General features: G+C 70.6%; 18 protein-coding genes. 17 read left to right on the top strand and 1 reads right to left on the bottom strand.

What is annotated here, in order from left to right; translation table 11 throughout:
- The first annotated feature begins 2 nt into the window (after window positions 1-2).
- From K6T50_RS01500 to K6T50_RS01430, 15 genes are all read left to right on the top strand, one after another.
- On the top strand, window positions 3-296 hold the full coding sequence (locus tag K6T50_RS01500) for a 50S ribosomal protein L21e (RefSeq protein ID WP_222607686.1): 294 nt from the start codon (window positions 3-5) through the stop codon (window positions 294-296).
- A gap of 5 nt (window positions 297-301) precedes the next feature.
- The gene (locus tag K6T50_RS01495; RefSeq protein WP_222607685.1) at window positions 302-658 is read left to right on the top strand and encodes an RNA polymerase Rpb4 family protein; all 357 of its coding nucleotides are present in this window, start codon (window positions 302-304) and stop codon (window positions 656-658) included.
- 102 nt (window positions 659-760) lie between these two features.
- On the top strand, window positions 761-1,444 hold the full coding sequence (locus tag K6T50_RS01490; protein ID WP_222607684.1) for a DUF655 domain-containing protein: 684 nt from the start codon (window positions 761-763) through the stop codon (window positions 1,442-1,444).
- 121 nt (window positions 1,445-1,565) lie between these two features.
- Window positions 1,566-2,426, top strand: a complete 861-nt coding sequence (locus K6T50_RS01485) for a 16S ribosomal RNA methyltransferase A (protein ID WP_222607683.1) — start codon at window positions 1,566-1,568, stop codon at window positions 2,424-2,426.
- The gene (locus K6T50_RS01480; RefSeq protein WP_222607682.1) at window positions 2,423-3,688 is read left to right on the top strand and encodes a mechanosensitive ion channel family protein; all 1,266 of its coding nucleotides are present in this window, start codon (window positions 2,423-2,425) and stop codon (window positions 3,686-3,688) included. The genes K6T50_RS01485 and K6T50_RS01480 overlap by 4 nt, the downstream gene beginning before the upstream one ends.
- Window positions 3,681-4,343 carry a HemK2/MTQ2 family protein methyltransferase gene (locus K6T50_RS01475; protein WP_222607681.1) on the top strand — a complete coding sequence of 221 codons (663 nt, stop codon included), beginning with the start codon at window positions 3,681-3,683 and terminating at the stop codon, window positions 4,341-4,343. The genes K6T50_RS01480 and K6T50_RS01475 overlap by 8 nt, the downstream gene beginning before the upstream one ends.
- Before the next feature lie 59 nt (window positions 4,344-4,402).
- Entirely contained in the window at window positions 4,403-5,431 is a 1,029-nt protein-coding gene (locus K6T50_RS01470; RefSeq protein WP_222607680.1) for a 5-methyltetrahydropteroyltriglutamate--homocysteine methyltransferase, read from the top strand.
- The gene (locus tag K6T50_RS01465; protein WP_222607679.1) at window positions 5,428-6,510 is read left to right on the top strand and encodes a methionine synthase; all 1,083 of its coding nucleotides are present in this window, start codon (window positions 5,428-5,430) and stop codon (window positions 6,508-6,510) included. The genes K6T50_RS01470 and K6T50_RS01465 overlap by 4 nt, the downstream gene beginning before the upstream one ends.
- 262 nt (window positions 6,511-6,772) lie before the next feature.
- Window positions 6,773-7,246, top strand: a complete 474-nt coding sequence (locus tag K6T50_RS01460; RefSeq protein WP_222607678.1) for a BGTF surface domain-containing protein — start codon at window positions 6,773-6,775, stop codon at window positions 7,244-7,246.
- A gap of 75 nt (window positions 7,247-7,321) precedes the next feature.
- Complete coding sequence (locus tag K6T50_RS01455) at window positions 7,322-7,792, top strand: dCTP deaminase/dUTPase family protein (RefSeq protein ID WP_222607677.1); 471 nt, start codon at window positions 7,322-7,324, stop codon at window positions 7,790-7,792.
- A gap of 127 nt (window positions 7,793-7,919) precedes the next feature.
- Window positions 7,920-8,657, top strand: coding sequence for an enoyl-CoA hydratase/isomerase family protein (locus tag K6T50_RS01450; RefSeq protein WP_222607676.1), 738 nt, complete (start codon window positions 7,920-7,922; stop codon window positions 8,655-8,657).
- A gap of 77 nt (window positions 8,658-8,734) precedes the next feature.
- Window positions 8,735-9,736 (top strand): ribose 1,5-bisphosphate isomerase, encoded by a 1,002-nt coding sequence (locus K6T50_RS01445; RefSeq protein WP_222607675.1) that lies wholly within the window; start codon window positions 8,735-8,737, stop codon window positions 9,734-9,736.
- Window positions 9,733-10,743 (top strand): ATP-dependent ribose-1-phosphate kinase, encoded by a 1,011-nt coding sequence (locus tag K6T50_RS01440; RefSeq protein WP_222607674.1) that lies wholly within the window; start codon window positions 9,733-9,735, stop codon window positions 10,741-10,743. The genes K6T50_RS01445 and K6T50_RS01440 overlap by 4 nt, the downstream gene beginning before the upstream one ends.
- Before the next feature lie 85 nt (window positions 10,744-10,828).
- On the top strand, window positions 10,829-12,373 hold the full coding sequence (locus K6T50_RS01435) for an acyl-CoA carboxylase subunit beta (RefSeq protein ID WP_222608784.1): 1,545 nt from the start codon (window positions 10,829-10,831) through the stop codon (window positions 12,371-12,373).
- 1 nt (window position 12,374) lies between these two features.
- A complete protein-coding gene (locus tag K6T50_RS01430) occupies window positions 12,375-12,653 on the top strand; it encodes a DUF8022 family protein (RefSeq protein ID WP_222607673.1) in 279 nt (92 codons plus the stop codon).
- Window positions 12,654-12,684: 31 nt separating this feature from the next.
- Here K6T50_RS01430 and K6T50_RS01425 read toward each other — a convergent pair whose 3' ends face one another.
- Window positions 12,685-14,145 carry a cytochrome P450 gene (locus tag K6T50_RS01425; RefSeq protein WP_222607672.1) on the bottom strand — a complete coding sequence of 487 codons (1,461 nt, stop codon included), beginning with the start codon at window positions 14,143-14,145 and terminating at the stop codon, window positions 12,685-12,687.
- A gap of 93 nt (window positions 14,146-14,238) precedes the next feature.
- On the opposite strand from K6T50_RS01425, the gene K6T50_RS01420 reads away from it, so the two are divergent.
- Window positions 14,239-14,901 (top strand): helix-turn-helix domain-containing protein, encoded by a 663-nt coding sequence (locus K6T50_RS01420; RefSeq protein ID WP_222607671.1) that lies wholly within the window; start codon window positions 14,239-14,241, stop codon window positions 14,899-14,901.
- 130 nt (window positions 14,902-15,031) lie between these two features.
- Window positions 15,032-16,900: an acetyl-CoA carboxylase biotin carboxylase subunit gene (locus tag K6T50_RS01415; RefSeq protein ID WP_222607670.1), complete on the top strand. Its 1,869-nt coding sequence runs from the start codon at window positions 15,032-15,034 to the stop codon at window positions 16,898-16,900.
- Window positions 16,901-16,974 lie beyond the last annotated feature (74 nt).

Here is a 16,974-nt window from a genome sequence, read left to right as displayed (position 1 = left end):
CTATGCCGAGTTCGAACGGACCCCTTCACAGCACGCGCGGAAAGCTCTCGAACGACCCCCGTGACCGCGGCACCTCGCCCCCTCAGCGCGCCATCGCCGAGTTCGACGAGGGCCAGAAGGTCCACCTGAAGCTGGACCCCTCCGTCAACGACGGCCGCTTCCACGCCCGTTTCAACGGCCACACCGGCACCGTCGTCGGCAAGCAGGGCGCCGCGTTCAAGGTCGAGATCGTCGACGGCGGCAAGACGAAGACGATCCTCGCCAAGCCCGCGCACCTGAAGGCCCAGACCGAGTAGACCCGATGACGATCTTCAAGGAGAAGCTGAGCGAGGAGTTCCTCACCGTCTCCGAGGCGAAGGAGCTGCTCAGCTCGGTCGAGGCCGACCGCGCGACCGACGAGGACCGCGAGATGCGCTACGAACTGGCGCGCGCCGTCGACCACGTCAACCGGTTCGCGTTCCTCGAGGCCGACGAGTCGCTCGAACTCGTCGAGGAGCTGCTCGAACTGGAGAAGGTCGACGAACCGCAGGCGTACAAGATCGCGGACCTGCTCCCGCGCGACCGGACGGAGGTCCGCGCGGTGTACGCCCAGGAGCGGTACGCCCTCGACGGCGACGAGCTCGACGCGATCCTCGACGTCGTCGCGAAGTACGCGTAACGCGGTCCCCGACTCGGCGATGCCCGCCTCGCGGTCCTTCCGGGTGTCGGAACGCGACGACGGCGACGACCTTTTATCACCTCCGGCAACCTATCACGGAGCATGACCGACGAGCGCGATCCCGAGACGGCGAGCGACCCACCCGACGCGGCGGACGCTGTCGACGAGAGTGCCGCCGAGCCCGAGGGCCGCGCGGACGACGCCGAGGGCATCGAGGACGACGCCGTCTACGCGTACGTCCTCGAGTACCTCCCGCACGGGCGCGCGGACGACGACCGGCCCCAGCACCGGCGCCCGGCGGTGGCGTACGGGCTCGACGAGCGTGACTTCCGGCTGTTCGAGTTCGAGCTGACCGACGACGCCGAGTTCGGCATCGACGACCGAGTGCAGATCGAGCCGGAGACCGCTCCCGGCATCAAACGTGCGCGGCGAGTCGGCTACGACGACCTCAACCGCGGCGCGAGCCAGGAGCTGGAGTACGTGGTCGAGGATATCATCGAGGCCGACGAACGGCGCTTCGTCGACTTCTACAACGACGCCGAGCCGATCTCGTTGCGGCTCCACCAGCTCAACCTCCTCCCGGGGATCGGCAAGAAACTGCGCAACAACGTCCTCGACGCGCGCAAGCGCGGCCCCTTCGAGTCGTTCGAGGACCTGAGCGACCGGGTGTCGGGGCTCCACAGCCCGAAGGAGAAGCTCGTCGAGCGTGTGATGGAGGAGCTGCGCGACGACGACCTGAAGTACCGCATCTTCGTCGGCGTCGACGCGCCGACGGCGAACAAGTGATCTGAGCGGCGATCGCTTCCGACCGCCGTTCCCGTCCGACCGGCGACTCCCTCCCGCGGGCCGGGTCCGCCGCTCGAACCGAATGGACGGATTTACCGCCGCCGACGGTCAACGGGGGGTAATGACCGACGCTACCCCGGAGTTCCGCGATCCGGACGACCTCCGGCGGCGCGCCGGGGTCCGGGGGGACCCCGACCGCGACCAGCATTTCCTCGTGGACGACCGCGTGCTCGACCGGCTTCCCGGGTACCTCCCCGGGGACGCCGACCGATCGCACGTCCTGGAGATCGGCGGCGGAACGGGCGCGCTCACGGACCGCCTGCTCGCGGCCGCCGACCGGGTGACGGTCGTCGAACGCGACCGCGACCTCGCGGCGTTCCTCCGCGAGGAGTTCACGGAGGCCGTCGACGCCGGCGCGCTCGACGTGGTCGAGGGCGACGCCCTCGACGTCGTGCTCCCCGAGTTCACCGCGTGCGTCTCGAACCTCCCGTACGGCGTCTCCTCGGAGGTCGCGTTCAGGCTGCTCCCGCTGAGACGGCCGATGGCGTTGATGTTCCAGGCGGAGTTCGCCGACCGAATGGTCGCCGAGCCGGGAACGTCCGAGTACGGGCGGCTGTCGGTGTCGGCACAGCACTACGCCGACGTACAGATCGTCGAGCGGATCCCGCCGGAGGCGTTCGACCCGCAGCCGCGCGTCGAGAGCGCGGTCGTCCGGTGTCTCCCGCGCGCGCCCGACTACGAGGTCGACGACGAGGCGTTCTTCCTGCGGTTCGTGAAGGCGCTGTTCACCCAGCGCCGCAAGACCGTTCGCAACGCGATCCGGAACACGGCGCACATCTCGGGGCTGGCGGACGCCGACGCGGTCGTCGACGCCGTCGACGAGGACACCCTCTCGAAGCGGCCGGGCGAGCTCCCCCCGGCGGCGTTCGCCGAGCTGGCCGAACTGGCACACGAGACGAGCGAGATCGGTCCGGGACAGTGACACAGAACGGAACGACACAGCCGGTGGGCGGCACGGCGACGCCGAGCGTCCCCGGCGGCGACGCCGCGGCGTCGACCGCGACCGACCTCGTCTCGTGGATCCAGTCGGCGGTCCCGACGACCGGCGCGCAGATCGCGGCCACCGTGTTCGCGATCCTTGTGCTAGTGGCCGTGATCACGGCCGTCCGCCGGGCGGGCCCCGTTCTCAAGGAGCGCCTCGACGACCGCGATCTGCTGGTCGAGTCGGCGCAGGCGACCGCGATCACGACGACGGTTGCGGCGCTCGGGCTGTTCGTCATCGTCGTGTGGCGCGGGGTGTCGCTCGTCGGCGCGGCGCTCCCGGGCGAGGTGTTCGCCGGCCGCAACGTCGCCCGGACGGTGTTGACCGTCGGGATCCTCGCCGGCGCGACCCTGATCACCCGCGTGACCAAGCGGGCCATCCGAAACATCGGACGCGAGCAGAGCGCGCTGTCGGACCACCAAAGCGAGATCGCCCACCACGTGGTGCAGGTCTCGGTGTACGTGATCTCGCTGATCGTCGTGTTCGCCGTCTGGGGCGTCAATCCGGGGAGCCTCCTCGTCGGCGCCGGGTTCGCCGGCATCGTCCTCGGGCTTGCGGCCCGACAGACGCTCGGGGCGGTGCTCGCCGGGTTCGTCGTCCTGTTCTCCCGGCCGTTCGAGCTCGGAGACTGGGTCGTGATCGACGACCAGGAGGGCGTCGTCACCGACATCACGATCGTCAACACCCAGATCCGGACGTTCGACGACGAGTACGTGATGATCCCCAACGACCTCGTCACCGACACCGACGTGGTCAACCGCTCCAGGAAGGGTCGCCTCCGCCTGAACGTCGATGTCGCCCTCGACTACGACACGGACCTCGAGGAGGCCATCGAGGTCGCCGAGGAGGCGATGCGGGACCACAAGCTCGTGTTGTCTCCGCCGGAGCCCCACGCCGTGCTCACCGGATTCGAGGACTCCGCGATCGGTATGCGCCTGCGATTTTACATCAGCAACCCCAGCGCCCGGAAGATGTGGAAGGCGCGCACGCGGGTGACAGTCGCGGTAAAGCGGGCGTTCGACGACGCCGGCATCAAGATCCCGTTCCCGCAGCGCGAGCTGTCCGGGCGCCCCGAGTCGGGCTGGCCCCAAGTCCCGGACGACGACGTTCCCCCCGAGGCCACGGGGGAATCCCCGCCAGGGGACGTGGAGACGGACGGCGCAGCCGCGGAGGGGGCGTCGTCCGGGGGCGACGATGCCTGAGGGCGACGACGAGGCCGACGCGACGGAGTCGGCGGGGTCAGCGGGGTCGACAGAGTCGAAAGACACCCGCGACGCCCTTGCCGAGCGCAGAGGGCTCGACGCGCCCGTCTACGAACCCGCCGAGGACTCCGGCCTGCTCGCCTCGGCGGCCGTCGAGCACGCCCGCGGCGTGACGCTGGAGGTCGGCACCGGGTCGGGATGGGTGGCCGAGCAGGTGCGACGCGAGGGCGACGCGACCCGAGTGCTCGGCAGCGACGTGAACCCCCACGCGTGCCGGCGAGCCCGCGACCGCGGCGTCGAAGCGGTCCGCGTCGATCTGCTCGCGGCGTTTCGCGACGGCGCGCTCGACACCGTCCTGTTCAACCCGCCGTACCTCCCGACGGACCCGGACAACGAGTGGGACGACTGGCAGGAGGTGGCGCTGTCGGGCGGCGAGTCGGGCCGCAAGCTCATCGAGCCGTTCCTCGACGACCTCCCCCGGGCGCTGGCTCCCGACGGCGTCGCGCTCCTGTTGGTCTCGTCGCTGACGGGCTTCGCGGACGTGGTCGAGTACGCCGTCGACCGAGGGTTCGACGCCGAGACCGTCGCCGAGGAGTCGTACCCTTTCGAGACGCTCTCGATCCTCGCGTTGCGACACCGGGACCACGAACCATAACTACTGGGCATTTATCCGAACAAGAAGTATTATGCGTCGGCATTTCGTAGCCACTGTCGATGACCGATGTAGTCGCCACCACTCCGGGGCTGTATCCGCTTCCGGACTGGGCGAAGGACGACCTCTCCGACCTGAAGGGCCACCAGAAACACGACCTCATCGACGGCGACGAGGGCGCCGCCGTCGCGGACGCGTACGACGACGTTCGCGCGGAGTTCGTCGCGGACCAGCGCGACGCGGGCCTCGACCGGATCGTCGAGGGCCAGGGTCGCTGGGACGACATGCTCGCGCACCCGCTCACGGTCCACGACAGCGTGGAGACGGGCGGGATCGTGCGGTATTACGACAACAACAACTTCTACCGCGACCCGCGCGTCGTCGGCGACCTCACCGCCTCCGGCGACGTGGCCGACGAACTGAACGCCTCCGCCGACCTCCTGGGCGACGACGACGCGCTCCAAGCCGTGCTTCCGGGACCGTACACCCTCGCCGACCTCGCGAACGACGAACACTACGGGGACGAGGCCGAGTTCCTCGACGCCGTCGGCGAGTTCCTCGCGGGCGAGGTCGCGGCGTTCCCCTCCCACGAGACGCTGTTCCTGCTCGAACCCTCCTACGTGACGAACGCGCCGGGCGACGACCTGAACGAGCTCGCGAGCGAGACGATCGACCGCGTCGCCGGCGCGACCGACGCCGACGTGGTCGTCCAGACGTACTGGGAGGCCTTCGAGGAGAAGGCGTACGCCCACCTCATGGACGCGGACGTGGACGCCGTCGGCTTCGACTTCGTCGCCGCCGACCGCGACGTGAACCTGGAGTGCATCAACGAACTCGGCACGGCCGACGACATCGCGCTGGGGCTCATCGACGGCCAGAACACCCTCGTGGAGGACGCCGGGACGGTCGCCGAGCGCGTCCAGTGGGTCCAAGACCAGATCCCCGCACAGACGTTCGAGACCACCTACGTGACGCCCAACACCGAGACGTTCTACCTGCCGGTGAACAAGCATCAGGCGAAGCTGTCGGTGCTCGCGGAGGCGGCCGAGATCGCCGACGCCGACGCCGCGGAGACGGAGGTGGAGGCGTGAGCCGAAATCCCGCCAACCGCGAGCAGTTCCGTCCCGATGGGCACGACAGCGACCACTTCCTGCTGACGACCGTCGTCGGCTCGTACCCGAAGCCGAAATGGCTGAACCGCGCGCGCGACCACTTCGAGGACGACGAGCACTCCTTCGGCGAGGCGGAGTGGGAAGAGGCGACCGACGACGCCTGTCGCGTCATCACCCACGAGCACGAGCGCGCCGGCCTCGACACGGTCGTCGACGGCGAGATGCGCCGCGAGGAGATGGTCGAGTTCTTCGCCGAGCGCATCGACGGCTACGAGTTCAACGGCCCCGTGAAGGTGTGGGGCCACAACTACTTCGACAAGCCGTCGGTCGTCGAGGGCGTCGAGTACGACGAGCCGTGGCTGGTCGACGAGTTCGAGTTCGTCGACGACGTGGCCTCGCGCCCGGTGAAGGTGCCGATCACCGGCCCGTACACGCTCGCCAACTGGGCGTTCAACGAGGCGTACGACGACGACGAGGCGCTGGCGTACGATCTCGCGGACCTGGTGAACGAGGAGATCGAGAAGCTCGTCGAGGCGGGCGCTCGCTACATCCAGATCGACGAGCCCGCGCTGGCGACGACGCCGGACGACCACGCCATCGTCGGCGAGTGCCTGGAGCGCATCGTCAGCGACATCGACGACGAGGTCCGCATCGGCCTCCACGTCTGTTACGGCGACTACTCGCGCGTCTACCCCGAGATCAACGACTACCCGATCGACGAGTTCGACGTGGAACTGTGCAACGACGACTACGAGCAGATCGAGACGTTCGCGGACGGCGAGTTCGCGCCCGATCTGGCCCTCGGCGTCGTCGACGCACACGTCGCCGAGGTGGAGTCCGTCGAGGAGATCAAGGAGAACATCCGGCAGGGCCTGAAGGTCGTGCCCCCGGAGAAGCTGACCGTCAGCCCAGACTGCGGGTTGAAGCTACTGCCCCGGGAGGCCGCCTACGGGAAGATGGAGAACCTGGTGCAGGCCGCCCGCGAAGTCGAAGCGGAACTCGACGCCGGCGAGATCGACGTGCCCGCCGTCGAGGACGCCGCCCCCGCGGACGATTAGAGCGAGGCGGGAGCGAGCGACGCGAGCGACCGCCTCGACACGACGGCGGCGAGGTCTCCGTGCCGAGCCGCCCACAACCGACGGGAGCAAGCGACGCGAGGGACCGCCCCGACAGGACGGCGGCGTGACCCACCGACCCCGTGTGACCTGATAACGAAAACGAGTTTCTTCGTCTCCGATACGACTAGTACGTCGCCGCCGCCAGCGACGGACACGGATGAGGCCCTCCACACACAGACGAGTCGCAACTATCGCCGTACTGTTGATCGCGGTCGCCGGGCTGACCGGCACCGCCGGCGCCGCCGCCGGCGCGTCCGACGCCTCCCTCTCGACGGTGAACGAGACCGTTCGCGCTCACGCGGTCGAGGACGCGACCGTCACCGGGACGACCGACCTCGACGCAGGCGCGAACGTCTCGGTCCGGGTGCAGTCGAGCGGGGACACGACGCCGCGGTTCTTCAGAAGCCGGCAGGTCCGCACCGGCGAGAACGGGACCGTCGCCGCCACGTTCGACTTCTCCGAGCACGCCCCCGGCGACACGTTCACCGTGAACGTCGTGCACGACGGGTCGACGATCGCCGAGGCGGAGGGGGAGGTCGTCGCCGACGACGTTGCCGTCACCCGGACTGGTACTCCCGAAACGACCACCGAGACCACCGGTCCGGGCTTCGGAATCGGAGCCGCGGCCGCCGCGGTGTGTCTCGGTGCGGCGTTCATGGCCCGGCGTCGCGGCTGACCGTCGCCCGCGCGGCACCTCGGGCGGGGCCGCCGCCGCGTTCTTCCTTCGCCCGCGACAACAACCCCGCCAGCCATGTCACTGATCGACCGCCTCGACGACATCGTCCACGAGGAAACCCAGACCGAGGGACCCGGCGTCGACCTGACGCTCGCCGGCGTCCACGAGATAGCGGACCCGGGCGCCGTCGACTTCGGCGGCGGCGAACTCGCCGACGCGTCGTTCGCGACGATCGAGCCCGAGAAGCGCGACCCCGACGACGACTACGGCTGGTGGGACCTCGAACCGGGGACGTACCTCGTCACCCTGAACGAGTCGCTGTCCGGCGATGACACGGTCACGCTCCAGCCTCGGACGGAACTCGTCGCGCGCGGCGCGACCCACCCGACCCTCCGGACCGCGTCGCTCCCGCCGGTTCCCCTGACCGTGAGTCGGACGGCCTCCGGCGCCGGCGACGTCGATTTCGATAACGCCGGAGGGACCCGTGAGACCGTCGGACTCCGACTGAAGGAGAACGCCCGCGTCTCGACGCTCCTGCCGGAGTGAGCGACCGCCCTTCGCGTCCATCGCCGCCTCGTGCGACGGCCGGGGCGGCCGTCCGTCGTCCCCCACGGCCGTTCGACGCCCGCGACGCGCCCCCTCGCTTTTCGTGTCCCGCCCGGAACAGGGGCGCGTGATCCGCTACGACCTGACCGACGAGGTGGCGACGGTGACGTTCGACCGCCCGGAGAAGCGCAACGCCCTGACCCTCGACGGGCTCGCGGAGTTCCGGGAGGCGCTCGACCGCGGCGCCGAGGAGGCGCGCGTCGTCGTGCTCCGCGGCGCCGGCGACGCCTTCTGTGCCGGCGACGACATCGCCTCGGTCGCGGGGCTCGGCGAGGAGGTCGCCCCGGCGACGCTGGCGACCCGGCTGTACGACGCCCTGTTCGGCCCCGAGCAGGTCGAGGTACCCGTCATCGCCGCCGTCGACGGCCCGGCGTACGGCGGCGGGTTCGAGATCGTCGCCGCGGCGGATCTGGCGGTCGCGACCGCCGACGCGGCCTTCGCGCTCCCGGAGGCGACGATCGGCGCGTACCCGCCCTATGCCGTCGCGCGCGTCGGCGAGGCGTGCGGCCGCAAGCGACTGCTCGAACTCGCGCTCACCGGCGAGCCCATCGACGCCGAGACGGCCCGCGAGTGGGGACTGTGCAACCGCGTCGTCGAGGGATCGGGCCTCGACGACGCCGTCGACGACCTCACTCAGGCGGTGTGTTCGGTGCCCGGGCCCTCGGTGGCGCTGGTGAAGCGGTACGTGCGGGCGGCCACCGAGGACGCCGACGAGCGGGCGCGGCTCGTCGAGGGGTTCTCGGCGGTCGCCGACGAGCCGGAGTGTCTCGCCGCGGCCGAGCGGTTCCTCTCCGGCGGCGAGTGAGCCGGCCCGGGGGTGGAGCGCGAGCGGGAAGACCGTCACCCGACAACTGATAACCCACCGCCGCCAACGAAGGGGGCATGACCAGCGACCCGCCGCTCTCGGACGCGGTCGAGTCCACCGCCGAGGACATCGCCTCGATGGAGATCCGCGGCGCCGCCACCATCGCCCGCGCCGCGGCCGACGCGATCGCGGGACAGGCACGCGAGACGGCCGACGGGACGACGACGCCCGACGAGTTCGATCGAACGATGCGCCGCGCCGGACGGCGGCTGTACGACACCCGCCCGACCGCCGTGTCGCTGCCGAACGCGCTGCGCTACACGCTCGGCCGGATGGAGGGCGACGACGTCGACACCCTCCGGGACTCGGTGCTCGCGGCCGCGACCGCGTTCACCGACCGCCTCGACCGCGCGCAAAACGACCTCGGTCGGGTGGGCGCCAACCGCCTCCGCGACGGCGACACGGTGATGACCCACTGCCACTCGACGGACGCGCTCTCGTGTGTCGAACACGCCGTGGATCAGGGCAAGGACGTCTCCGCGATCGTCAAGGAGACGCGCCCGCGCAACCAGGGGCACATCACCGCGACCCAGCTTCGCGAGCTGGGGGTCGACGTGACGCTCGTCGTCGACTCGGCCGCGCGCCGGTACCTCGACGACGCCGACCACGTCCTCGTGGGCGCCGACTCCATCGCCGCCGACGGCGGCGTCGTCAACAAGATCGGCACCTCCGGGCTCGCGGTCAACGCCCGCGAACGGGGCGTCCCCATCATGGTCGCCGCCCAGACGATCAAGCTCCACCCCGACACGCTCACCGGCCACACCGTCGAGATCGAGATGCGCGACGAGACCGAGGTGATCGACGAGGACGACCGCGCCGACATCGGCGACATCACCGTCGAGAACCCCGCCTTCGACGTGACGCCGCCGCGGTACGTCGACGCCATCGTCACCGAGTCGGGGCAGTTCCCGCCCGAGAGCATCGTCACGCTGATGCGCGAACTGTTCGGCGAGAGCGCCGACCGGCCCTGGGAGGAGCCCGACGCGACGACGGCGGACGCGACGGGGCCGACCGCATGAGCGGCGAGGGCGGCCGACGGGACGGTCGCGACGGGGCCGACCGCGACGGTGCGGACCGCGTCGGCGGCGACGTTTCGTCGGCCGACGCCCCGAGCGTGCTGTGCGTCGGCCACGTCAACTGGGACGTGACGCTGATCGTCGACCGGCTCCCCGCGCCGGACGGCGAGGTGAAGATCCGGCGACGTCATCAGGCCGGCGGCGGCAGCGCGGCCAACGTCGCGGCCGTCCTCGCGGGGCTCGACTGCGACGCCTCGCTGTTCGGCTCGGTCGGCGACGACGAGTCCGGATCGTTCGCCGAACGGGAACTGTCGCGGGCGGGCGTCCGAATCCACCTCGTCCAGTCGGACGGCGAGACCGCCGTGAAGTACCTGATCGTCGACGCCGACGGCGAGGTGATGGTCCTCTCGAACGAGGGCGCCAACGAGGCGTTCGCCGCCGAGGACCTCCCGCCGGACGCGCTGACCGGCGCCACCGACCACCTGCACCTGACGAACCAGCCGCCGGCGGTCGCGGCCGCGCTCGCCGAGCGCGCGCGCGAGATCGGCGCGACCGTGAGCGTCGCCCCCGGCCGCCAGTTCGCCGAGCGCGACTTCACGGAGGCGCTCTCGCTGGCGGATCTGGTGTTCTGCAACCGCCGGGAGGCGGCGGCCCTGCTCGACGAGGACGGCGAGGGCGCGACCGGCTACGGCGCGCTCCGCGAGGACGCGACGCTGGTCGTCACCCACGGCGGCGACGGCTCGGAGGTACACGACCGCGCGGCCGGGCGGACGTACACCCACGGCGGCTTCGACGCGGACGTGGTCGACACGACCGGCGCCGGCGACGCCTTCGCCGCGGGGTTTCTCGCGGCGCGGCTCGGCGGCGGGGACTTCGACCGGGCGCTTTCGGTCGCGAACGCCTGCGGCGCGGTCGCCGCCGGCGAGGTCGGCGCGCGCGTCGAGATCACGTGGGAGCGGATCGCGGCGGTGGTCGACGGCGCCGCCGCCGGCGACCCCGGGGGAGCGTAGCCTGTTACGGAACCCCTAAGGGCCGCCTCGCCGCACCCACCACGCAACGAATGACCGCTGTGACCCGAGGTGACCGACCGTGACGATGGAGGACCGCATCGAGGAGCTCCGCGAGAAGCGCGCGGCAGCCGAGAAGGGCGGCGGCGAGGAGCGCATCGAGCGCCAACACGAGAAGGGGAAGATGACGGCGCGCGAGCGCATCGACTACTTCCTCGACGACGACACCTTCCACGAGTTCGACCAGTTCCGCACCCACGACACCCACTCGTTCGGGATGGAGGAAAAGCAGATCCCGGGCGACGGCGTCGTCACCGGCTACGGAGAGGTGAACGGCCGCAAGACGTTCGTGTTCGCACACGACTTCACCGTCTTCGGCGGCTCGCTGGGCGAGGTGTTCGCCGAGAAGGTGTGTAAGGTGATGGACAAGGCGATGGACGTGGGCGCGCCCGTCGTCGGCCTCAACGACTCCGCGGGCGCGCGGATCCAGGAGGGCGTCGGCTCGCTCGCGGGCTACGCGGAGATCTTCCGGCGCAACACCGAGGCGTCGGGCGTCATCCCGCAGCTTTCGGGGATCATGGGCCCGTGTGCCGGCGGCGCGGTGTACTCACCCGCGATCACGGACTTCGTCTTCATGGTGAAGGAGTCCAGCCACATGTTCATCACCGGCCCGGAGGTCATCAAGACCGTCACGGGCGAGGAGGTGAGCTTCGAGGACCTCGGCGGCGCACAGACTCACGCCAGCACCTCCGGCGTCGCGCACTTCGCCGAGGACTCCGAGGAGGAGGCGCTCGACGACATGCGCCGGCTACTGTCGTACCTCCCGCAGAACAACGTCGAGGACCCGCCCAGGGTGGAGCCGTGGGACGACCCCGACCGTCGCGACGAGGAGCTGACCGAGATCGTCCCCGACCAGCCGCGCAAGCCGTACGACATCACGAACGTCGTCGACCGGGTCGTCGACGAGGGCTCCTTTTTCGAGACGCACGCCGACTTCGCGAAGAACATCGTCACCGGCTTCGCCCGGCTCGACGGCCACTCCATCGGCGTCGTCGCGAACCAGCCGCGCGTCAACGCCGGCACCCTCGACATCGAGGCCAGCGAGAAGGGCGCGCGCTTCGTCCGCTTCTGTGACGCGTTCAACGTCCCCATCCTGACGTTCGTCGACGTGCCCGGGTTCATGCCCGGCACCGACCAGGAGCACGACGGGATCATCCGCCACGGCGCGAAGCTGCTGTACGCCTACTCCGAGGCGACGGTCCCGCTCCTGACGGTGATCACGCGCAAGGCCTACGGCGGCGCCTACGACGTGATGGCCTCCAAGCACATCGGCGGCGACGTGAACTACGCGTGGCCGACGGCCGAGATCGCCGTGATGGGCCCGCAGGGCGCGGTAAACATCCTCTACGACGACGAGCTCGCGGACGCCGACGACCCCGAACAGAAGCGTCAGGAGCTGATCGACGAGTACCGCGAGGAGTTCGCCAACCCCTACACCGCGGCGGACAAGGGGTTCCTCGACGACGTGCTCGAACCGACGGAGACGCGCCCGCGCCTGATCGACGACCTGGAGATGCTGCTGTCGAAGCGCGAGTCGCTTCCGGACAAGAAGCACGGCAACATCCCGATCTGAGATGGTCGACGACGACCCCCCGGTCGCCGAGCGCCTGACGCTCCCGGACGACGCCGACGACGAGGAGGCCGCCGCGATCCTCGCGGCTGTCGGCGCGCACGTCCGCGACTCGGAGGCGACCGCCGCCGCGGCCGCCGAGGACGGCGGCGAGGAGACGTGGGACGGCAAGCGGTGGGCCTTCGCGGGCCGCCTCGACTCCCTGGGCGGTCGAGGCGCGCGCGTCCCTCGCGGCGCCCCCACGGACGCGTGGACCGCGAGCGGCCGGACGGATCGGTTCTGAACGGACGGGGCCCCACCGCGGAGGCGACCCCTTACCGCTTCGAGACGCGAACGCGGAGCGGCTCGCTCGGCTGGAGCGTCGCCGCCGCCTCGAAGGACGGCTCGCCGGCGTCGGCCGGCACGGGGTCGAACGCGATCTCCCGGAACACGGTCGCGAGCGTCGCTCGAAGTTCCAGCGACGCGAACCGCATCCCGATACAGTGGCGCGGCCCGGCGCCGAACGGGAGGTACGCGTGCTCCGGCCGGTCGGGGTCCTCGTCGAGCCAGCGCGACGGGTCGAACGACTCGGGGTCGTCCCACCAGCGCGGGTCAGTGTGGAGTCGCCAGATCGGGAGCGAAATGTTCGTTCCCGCCGGGATCCGGTAGCCGCCGACGACCACGTCCTCGGTCGGCTCGCGGAACAGGACGTACGCGGGCGGGTACGTCCGGAGGCTCTCCGAGACGACGCGGTCGGTCAGATCGAGCGACCGTATCGCCGCCGCGTCGAGGTCGCCCGCGGCGGCCGCCTCGGCGCGGAGGTCGTCGGCGATATCCGGACGGCGAGCGAGCGCGTGGGTCGCGTACGAGAGCGCGAGCGACGTGGTCTCGTGGCCCGCGAACAGGAACGTCATCAGTTGGTCGCGCACCGCCTCGTCCGAGAGGGCGTCGCCCTCGCCGAGCCCGACCAGCAGGGTCAACAGGTCGTCGGCGTCGGCGGGATCGCTCCCGCGACGCTCGCGGACCAGCCGGTCGACGTACTCGCGAAAGGCGTCGGTGTCGCGCGCGAACCGGCGGTTCGCCGGCGTCGGAACCCAGTCGGGGAGGAACGCCGTGACCGACCCCGCGTCCGCGCGCTCCTGTACGCTCGTCGCGGCCCTCCGGATCACCTCGTACCCGTCGCCGTCGTGCACGTCGACGCCGAACAGCGTCCGGCCGAGCACGCGCATCGCCAGCGTCGAGTAGGCGTCGACCAGGTCGACCACCTCGCCGTCGTCCCACGAGTCGACCAGTTCCCGGGCCTCCTCCACCATCGCACCCGCGAACGTCTCGATCTTCTCCCGGTAGAACAGGGGTTGGAGCTGCGTCCGCTGCTCGCGCCACTCCTCGCCCTCGGTCAACAGCAGGCCGTTCTCCAGGAAGTCGACCCCGGAGCGTCGCTGGACGTGCGACTTCCGGAAGCGGTCGGCGTCGTCGACGAGAACCCGCTGCACATCGTCCGGGTGAAACAGCGTGACGTTGTTCCACAGGCCGAAGTCGTACGACACCACGTCGCCGTACGCGAACAGGCGGTCGTAGAACGCGAACGGGTCCCGCACGAACCGCGGCAGCGTCCCGAGCACCGGGACGCCGTCGGGGCCGGGCGGCAGCGGCGCACGCTCGGGGTCCGACCCCGCCGCTGCGGGACCCTCGGTGCGACGGTCCGCGATCGCCGCGTCCGGATCGTGGCTCCGTCGCGCGTGGCCGTGCGACTGCTCGTCCGCCGCGGCGCCCTCGGAGGCGGTCGAACCGTTCATACCCGTGTGTTGCCGACGTGGTCAGTTTGACGTTCGCGCGAAGCACGTCGTGTAGTTATTTGGTATCGCGGACGGATCCCGACGATCGGACGGATGCGCTACCTCGACGCGACGATCGACCAGCCGGCGTCGACCCGCCACCCGATGCAGGCGTTCATCGCCGAAACGGACGCCGTCCGCCGGGAGGAACTGCTCGCGTGGCAGGCCGTCCCCGGACGGGACATCGAGTACGCGCTGTTCCTCGTCGAGGGCGACCTCGACCGCTACCGGGAGGCGATCGCGGGCGTCGACTCGGTCCCCGAGTTCCAGCTCTCGCCGGTGGACGAGGACCGGTTTCACTCGTTCGTGGTGCAGGAGACGCGGCCCGAGGACGCCGCGTGGCGCGCCGCCTTCGCCGAGCGCGGCCTCGTGGTGACGTTCCCGGTCCTGTACGACGCCGGGGGGAGGATGCGTCTACGCGTCGTCGGCGAGGCGGGGGCGCTTCGGTCGGCGTTTCGTGACCTTCCCGAGGGACTTTCGGCGACGGTCCACCACGTCGGCGACCTCGACCATCGACTCGGCTCACCCGCGGCCCGTCTCACCGCCCGCCAGCGCGAGGCGCTCGCGGTCGCCTTCGACGCCGGCTACTACGAGGTTCCCCGGGAGACCGACCTCGATGCGGTCGCGGACGAGCTCGACTGCGCCCGCGCGACCGTCTCCGCGCACCTCCGGAAGGCCGAACGCGCGCTCGTCGCCGACGCGCTCGGGGCGGAGTGAACGCCACGGAGTTGGGAGCGTTTACTCGGGTCCGCGAAACTCGTTCGTCCGGTCAACCGATCCGGCCGCCACGCTGGACGATCCCGAACCGACGGTTTGAGTAGACGGCCTGCGGAACCACCTCGCAAGAATGACCGAAACCCAGGCGTTCGACAAGGTGCTCGTCGCCAACCGCGGGGAGATCGCGGTGCGCGTGATGCGCGCCTGCGAGGAGCTCGGCATCGACACGGTCGCGGTGTACTCCGAGGCGGACAAACACGGCGGTCACGTCCGCTACGCCGACGAGGCGTACAACGTCGGTCCCGCCCGCGCGGCCGACTCCTACCTCGACCAGGACGCGATCGTCGAGGCCGCCCGCAAGGCCGGCGCCGACGCGATCCACCCCGGCTACGGCTTCCTCGCGGAGAACGCCGACTTCGCGGCAAAGGTCGGCGACGCCGAGGGCATCACGTGGGTCGGCCCGGACGCCGAGGCGATGGAATCGCTCGGCGAGAAGACGAAGGCCCGGACGATCATGAGCGAGGCCGACGTGCCGATCGTCCCCGGGACGACCGAACCCGTCGACGACCCGCAGGAGGTCACCGACTTCGGCGACGAGCACGGCTATCCCGTCGCCATCAAGGCGGAGGGCGGGGGCGGCGGCCGCGGGATGAAGGTCGTTGAGGGCGAGGACGAGGCGGCCGATCAGCTCGAATCCGCCAAACGTGAGGGCGAGGCGTACTTCTCCAACGACTCCGTCTATCTGGAGCGGTACCTGGAGAACCCGCGCCACATCGAGGTGCAGATCGTCGCCGACCACCACGGCAACGTCCGCCACCTCGGCGAGCGCGACTGCTCGCTCCAACGGCGCCACCAGAAGGTCATCGAGGAGGGACCGTCGCCGGCGCTATCGGACGAACTGCGCGAGCAGATCGGCGAGGCCGCCCGCCGCGGCGTCCGCGCGCCCGACTACACGAACGCCGGCACCGTCGAGTTCCTCGTCGAGGAGGACACCGACCGCGAGGACGGCGAGCTGCTCGGCCCGGACACGAACTTCTACTTCCTGGAGGTGAACACCCGGATCCAGGTCGAGCACACCGTCACCGAGGAGCTGACGGGCATCGACATCGTGAAAGAGCAGCTCCGGGTCGCGATGGGCGAGGAGATCGGGTTCGCGCAGGAGGAGGTCGAGCTGGAGGGCCACGCGATCGAGTTCCGCATCAACGCGGAGAACGCCGCCAACGACTTCGCGCCGGCCAACCAGGGCAGCCTGGAGACGTACGACCCGCCGGGCGGCATCGGCGTCCGCCTCGACGACGCGCTCCGACAGGGCGACGACCTCGTGACCGACTACGACTCGATGATCGCGAAGCTGATCGTCCACGGGAGCGACCGCGAGGAGTGCATCGCCCGGTCGCGGCGCGCGCTCGCGGAGTACGACATCGAGGGCGTCGTCACCATCGTCCCGTTCCACCGGCTGATGCTCACCGACGAGGCGTTCGTCGCCGGCAAGCACACGACGAAGTACCTCGACGAGGAGGCCGACCGCTCGACGTTCGCCGAGGCCCAGGAGCGGTGGGGCACCGGCGACGCGGACCTGGGCGGATCTGACGCCGACGAGGAGGAGTCGACCGAACGCGAGTTCACCGTCGAGGTGAACGGCAAGCGCTTCGAGGTAAGTCTCGAGGAGCGCGGCGCGCCCGCGATCCCGACGCCCAACGGCGGCAGTGCGGGCTCCGGTCGGATGGAGCGCCCCGACGTGGCCGAGGAGGACGACGGCGGCGACGAGGTCGTCGTCGAGGGCGACGGCGAGGCGATCGCCGCCGAGATGCAGGGCACCATCCTCTCGGTCGACGTGAGCGAGGGCGACGAGGTCGCCGCCGGCGACGTGGTGTGCGTGCTGGAGGCGATGAAGATGGAGAACGACGTGGTCGCCGACAAGGGCGGCGTCGTGAGCCGGGTGCTGGTCGGCGAGGGCGACTCCGTCGACATGGGCGACGTGCTCGTCGTGCTGGAGTAACCCGGCGCGGCGTCACCCGCCGATCCGCCGACCGTCGCGGGGCTCGGTTGAATTTCTGACACGCAATCGACGCT

The sequence above is a fragment of the Halobaculum magnesiiphilum genome, assembly GCF_019823105.1.
Classification (GTDB): Archaea; Halobacteriota; Halobacteria; order Halobacteriales; family Haloferacaceae; genus Halobaculum; species Halobaculum magnesiiphilum.
Note: the sequence above shows the minus strand (reverse complement) of the source record. Positions and strands in the feature narration are given on the sequence as shown.

Excerpts from the sequence above, each read along its gene's own strand:
- K6T50_RS01435 (WP_222608784.1), top strand. The coding sequence starts at position 10,829 with ATGGAGGACCGCATCGAGGAGCTCCGCGAGAAGCGCGCGGCAGCCGAG.
- K6T50_RS01475 (WP_222607681.1), top strand. The coding sequence starts at position 3,681 with ATGCCTGAGGGCGACGACGAGGCCGACGCGACGGAGTCGGCGGGGTCA.
- K6T50_RS01430 (WP_222607673.1), top strand. The coding sequence starts at position 12,375 with ATGGTCGACGACGACCCCCCGGTCGCCGAGCGCCTGACGCTCCCGGAC.
- K6T50_RS01500 (WP_222607686.1), top strand. The coding sequence starts at position 3 with ATGCCGAGTTCGAACGGACCCCTTCACAGCACGCGCGGAAAGCTCTCG.
- K6T50_RS01445 (WP_222607675.1), top strand. The coding sequence starts at position 8,735 with ATGACCAGCGACCCGCCGCTCTCGGACGCGGTCGAGTCCACCGCCGAG.
- K6T50_RS01485 (WP_222607683.1), top strand. The coding sequence starts at position 1,566 with ATGACCGACGCTACCCCGGAGTTCCGCGATCCGGACGACCTCCGGCGG.
- K6T50_RS01420 (WP_222607671.1), top strand. The coding sequence starts at position 14,239 with ATGCGCTACCTCGACGCGACGATCGACCAGCCGGCGTCGACCCGCCAC.
- K6T50_RS01455 (WP_222607677.1), top strand. The coding sequence starts at position 7,322 with ATGTCACTGATCGACCGCCTCGACGACATCGTCCACGAGGAAACCCAG.
- K6T50_RS01490 (WP_222607684.1), top strand. The coding sequence starts at position 761 with ATGACCGACGAGCGCGATCCCGAGACGGCGAGCGACCCACCCGACGCG.
- K6T50_RS01415 (WP_222607670.1), top strand. The coding sequence starts at position 15,032 with ATGACCGAAACCCAGGCGTTCGACAAGGTGCTCGTCGCCAACCGCGGG.
- K6T50_RS01470 (WP_222607680.1), top strand. The coding sequence starts at position 4,403 with ATGACCGATGTAGTCGCCACCACTCCGGGGCTGTATCCGCTTCCGGAC.
- K6T50_RS01425 (WP_222607672.1), bottom strand. The coding sequence starts at position 14,145 with ATGAACGGTTCGACCGCCTCCGAGGGCGCCGCGGCGGACGAGCAGTCG.
- K6T50_RS01440 (WP_222607674.1), top strand. The coding sequence starts at position 9,733 with ATGAGCGGCGAGGGCGGCCGACGGGACGGTCGCGACGGGGCCGACCGC.
- K6T50_RS01495 (WP_222607685.1), top strand. The coding sequence starts at position 302 with ATGACGATCTTCAAGGAGAAGCTGAGCGAGGAGTTCCTCACCGTCTCC.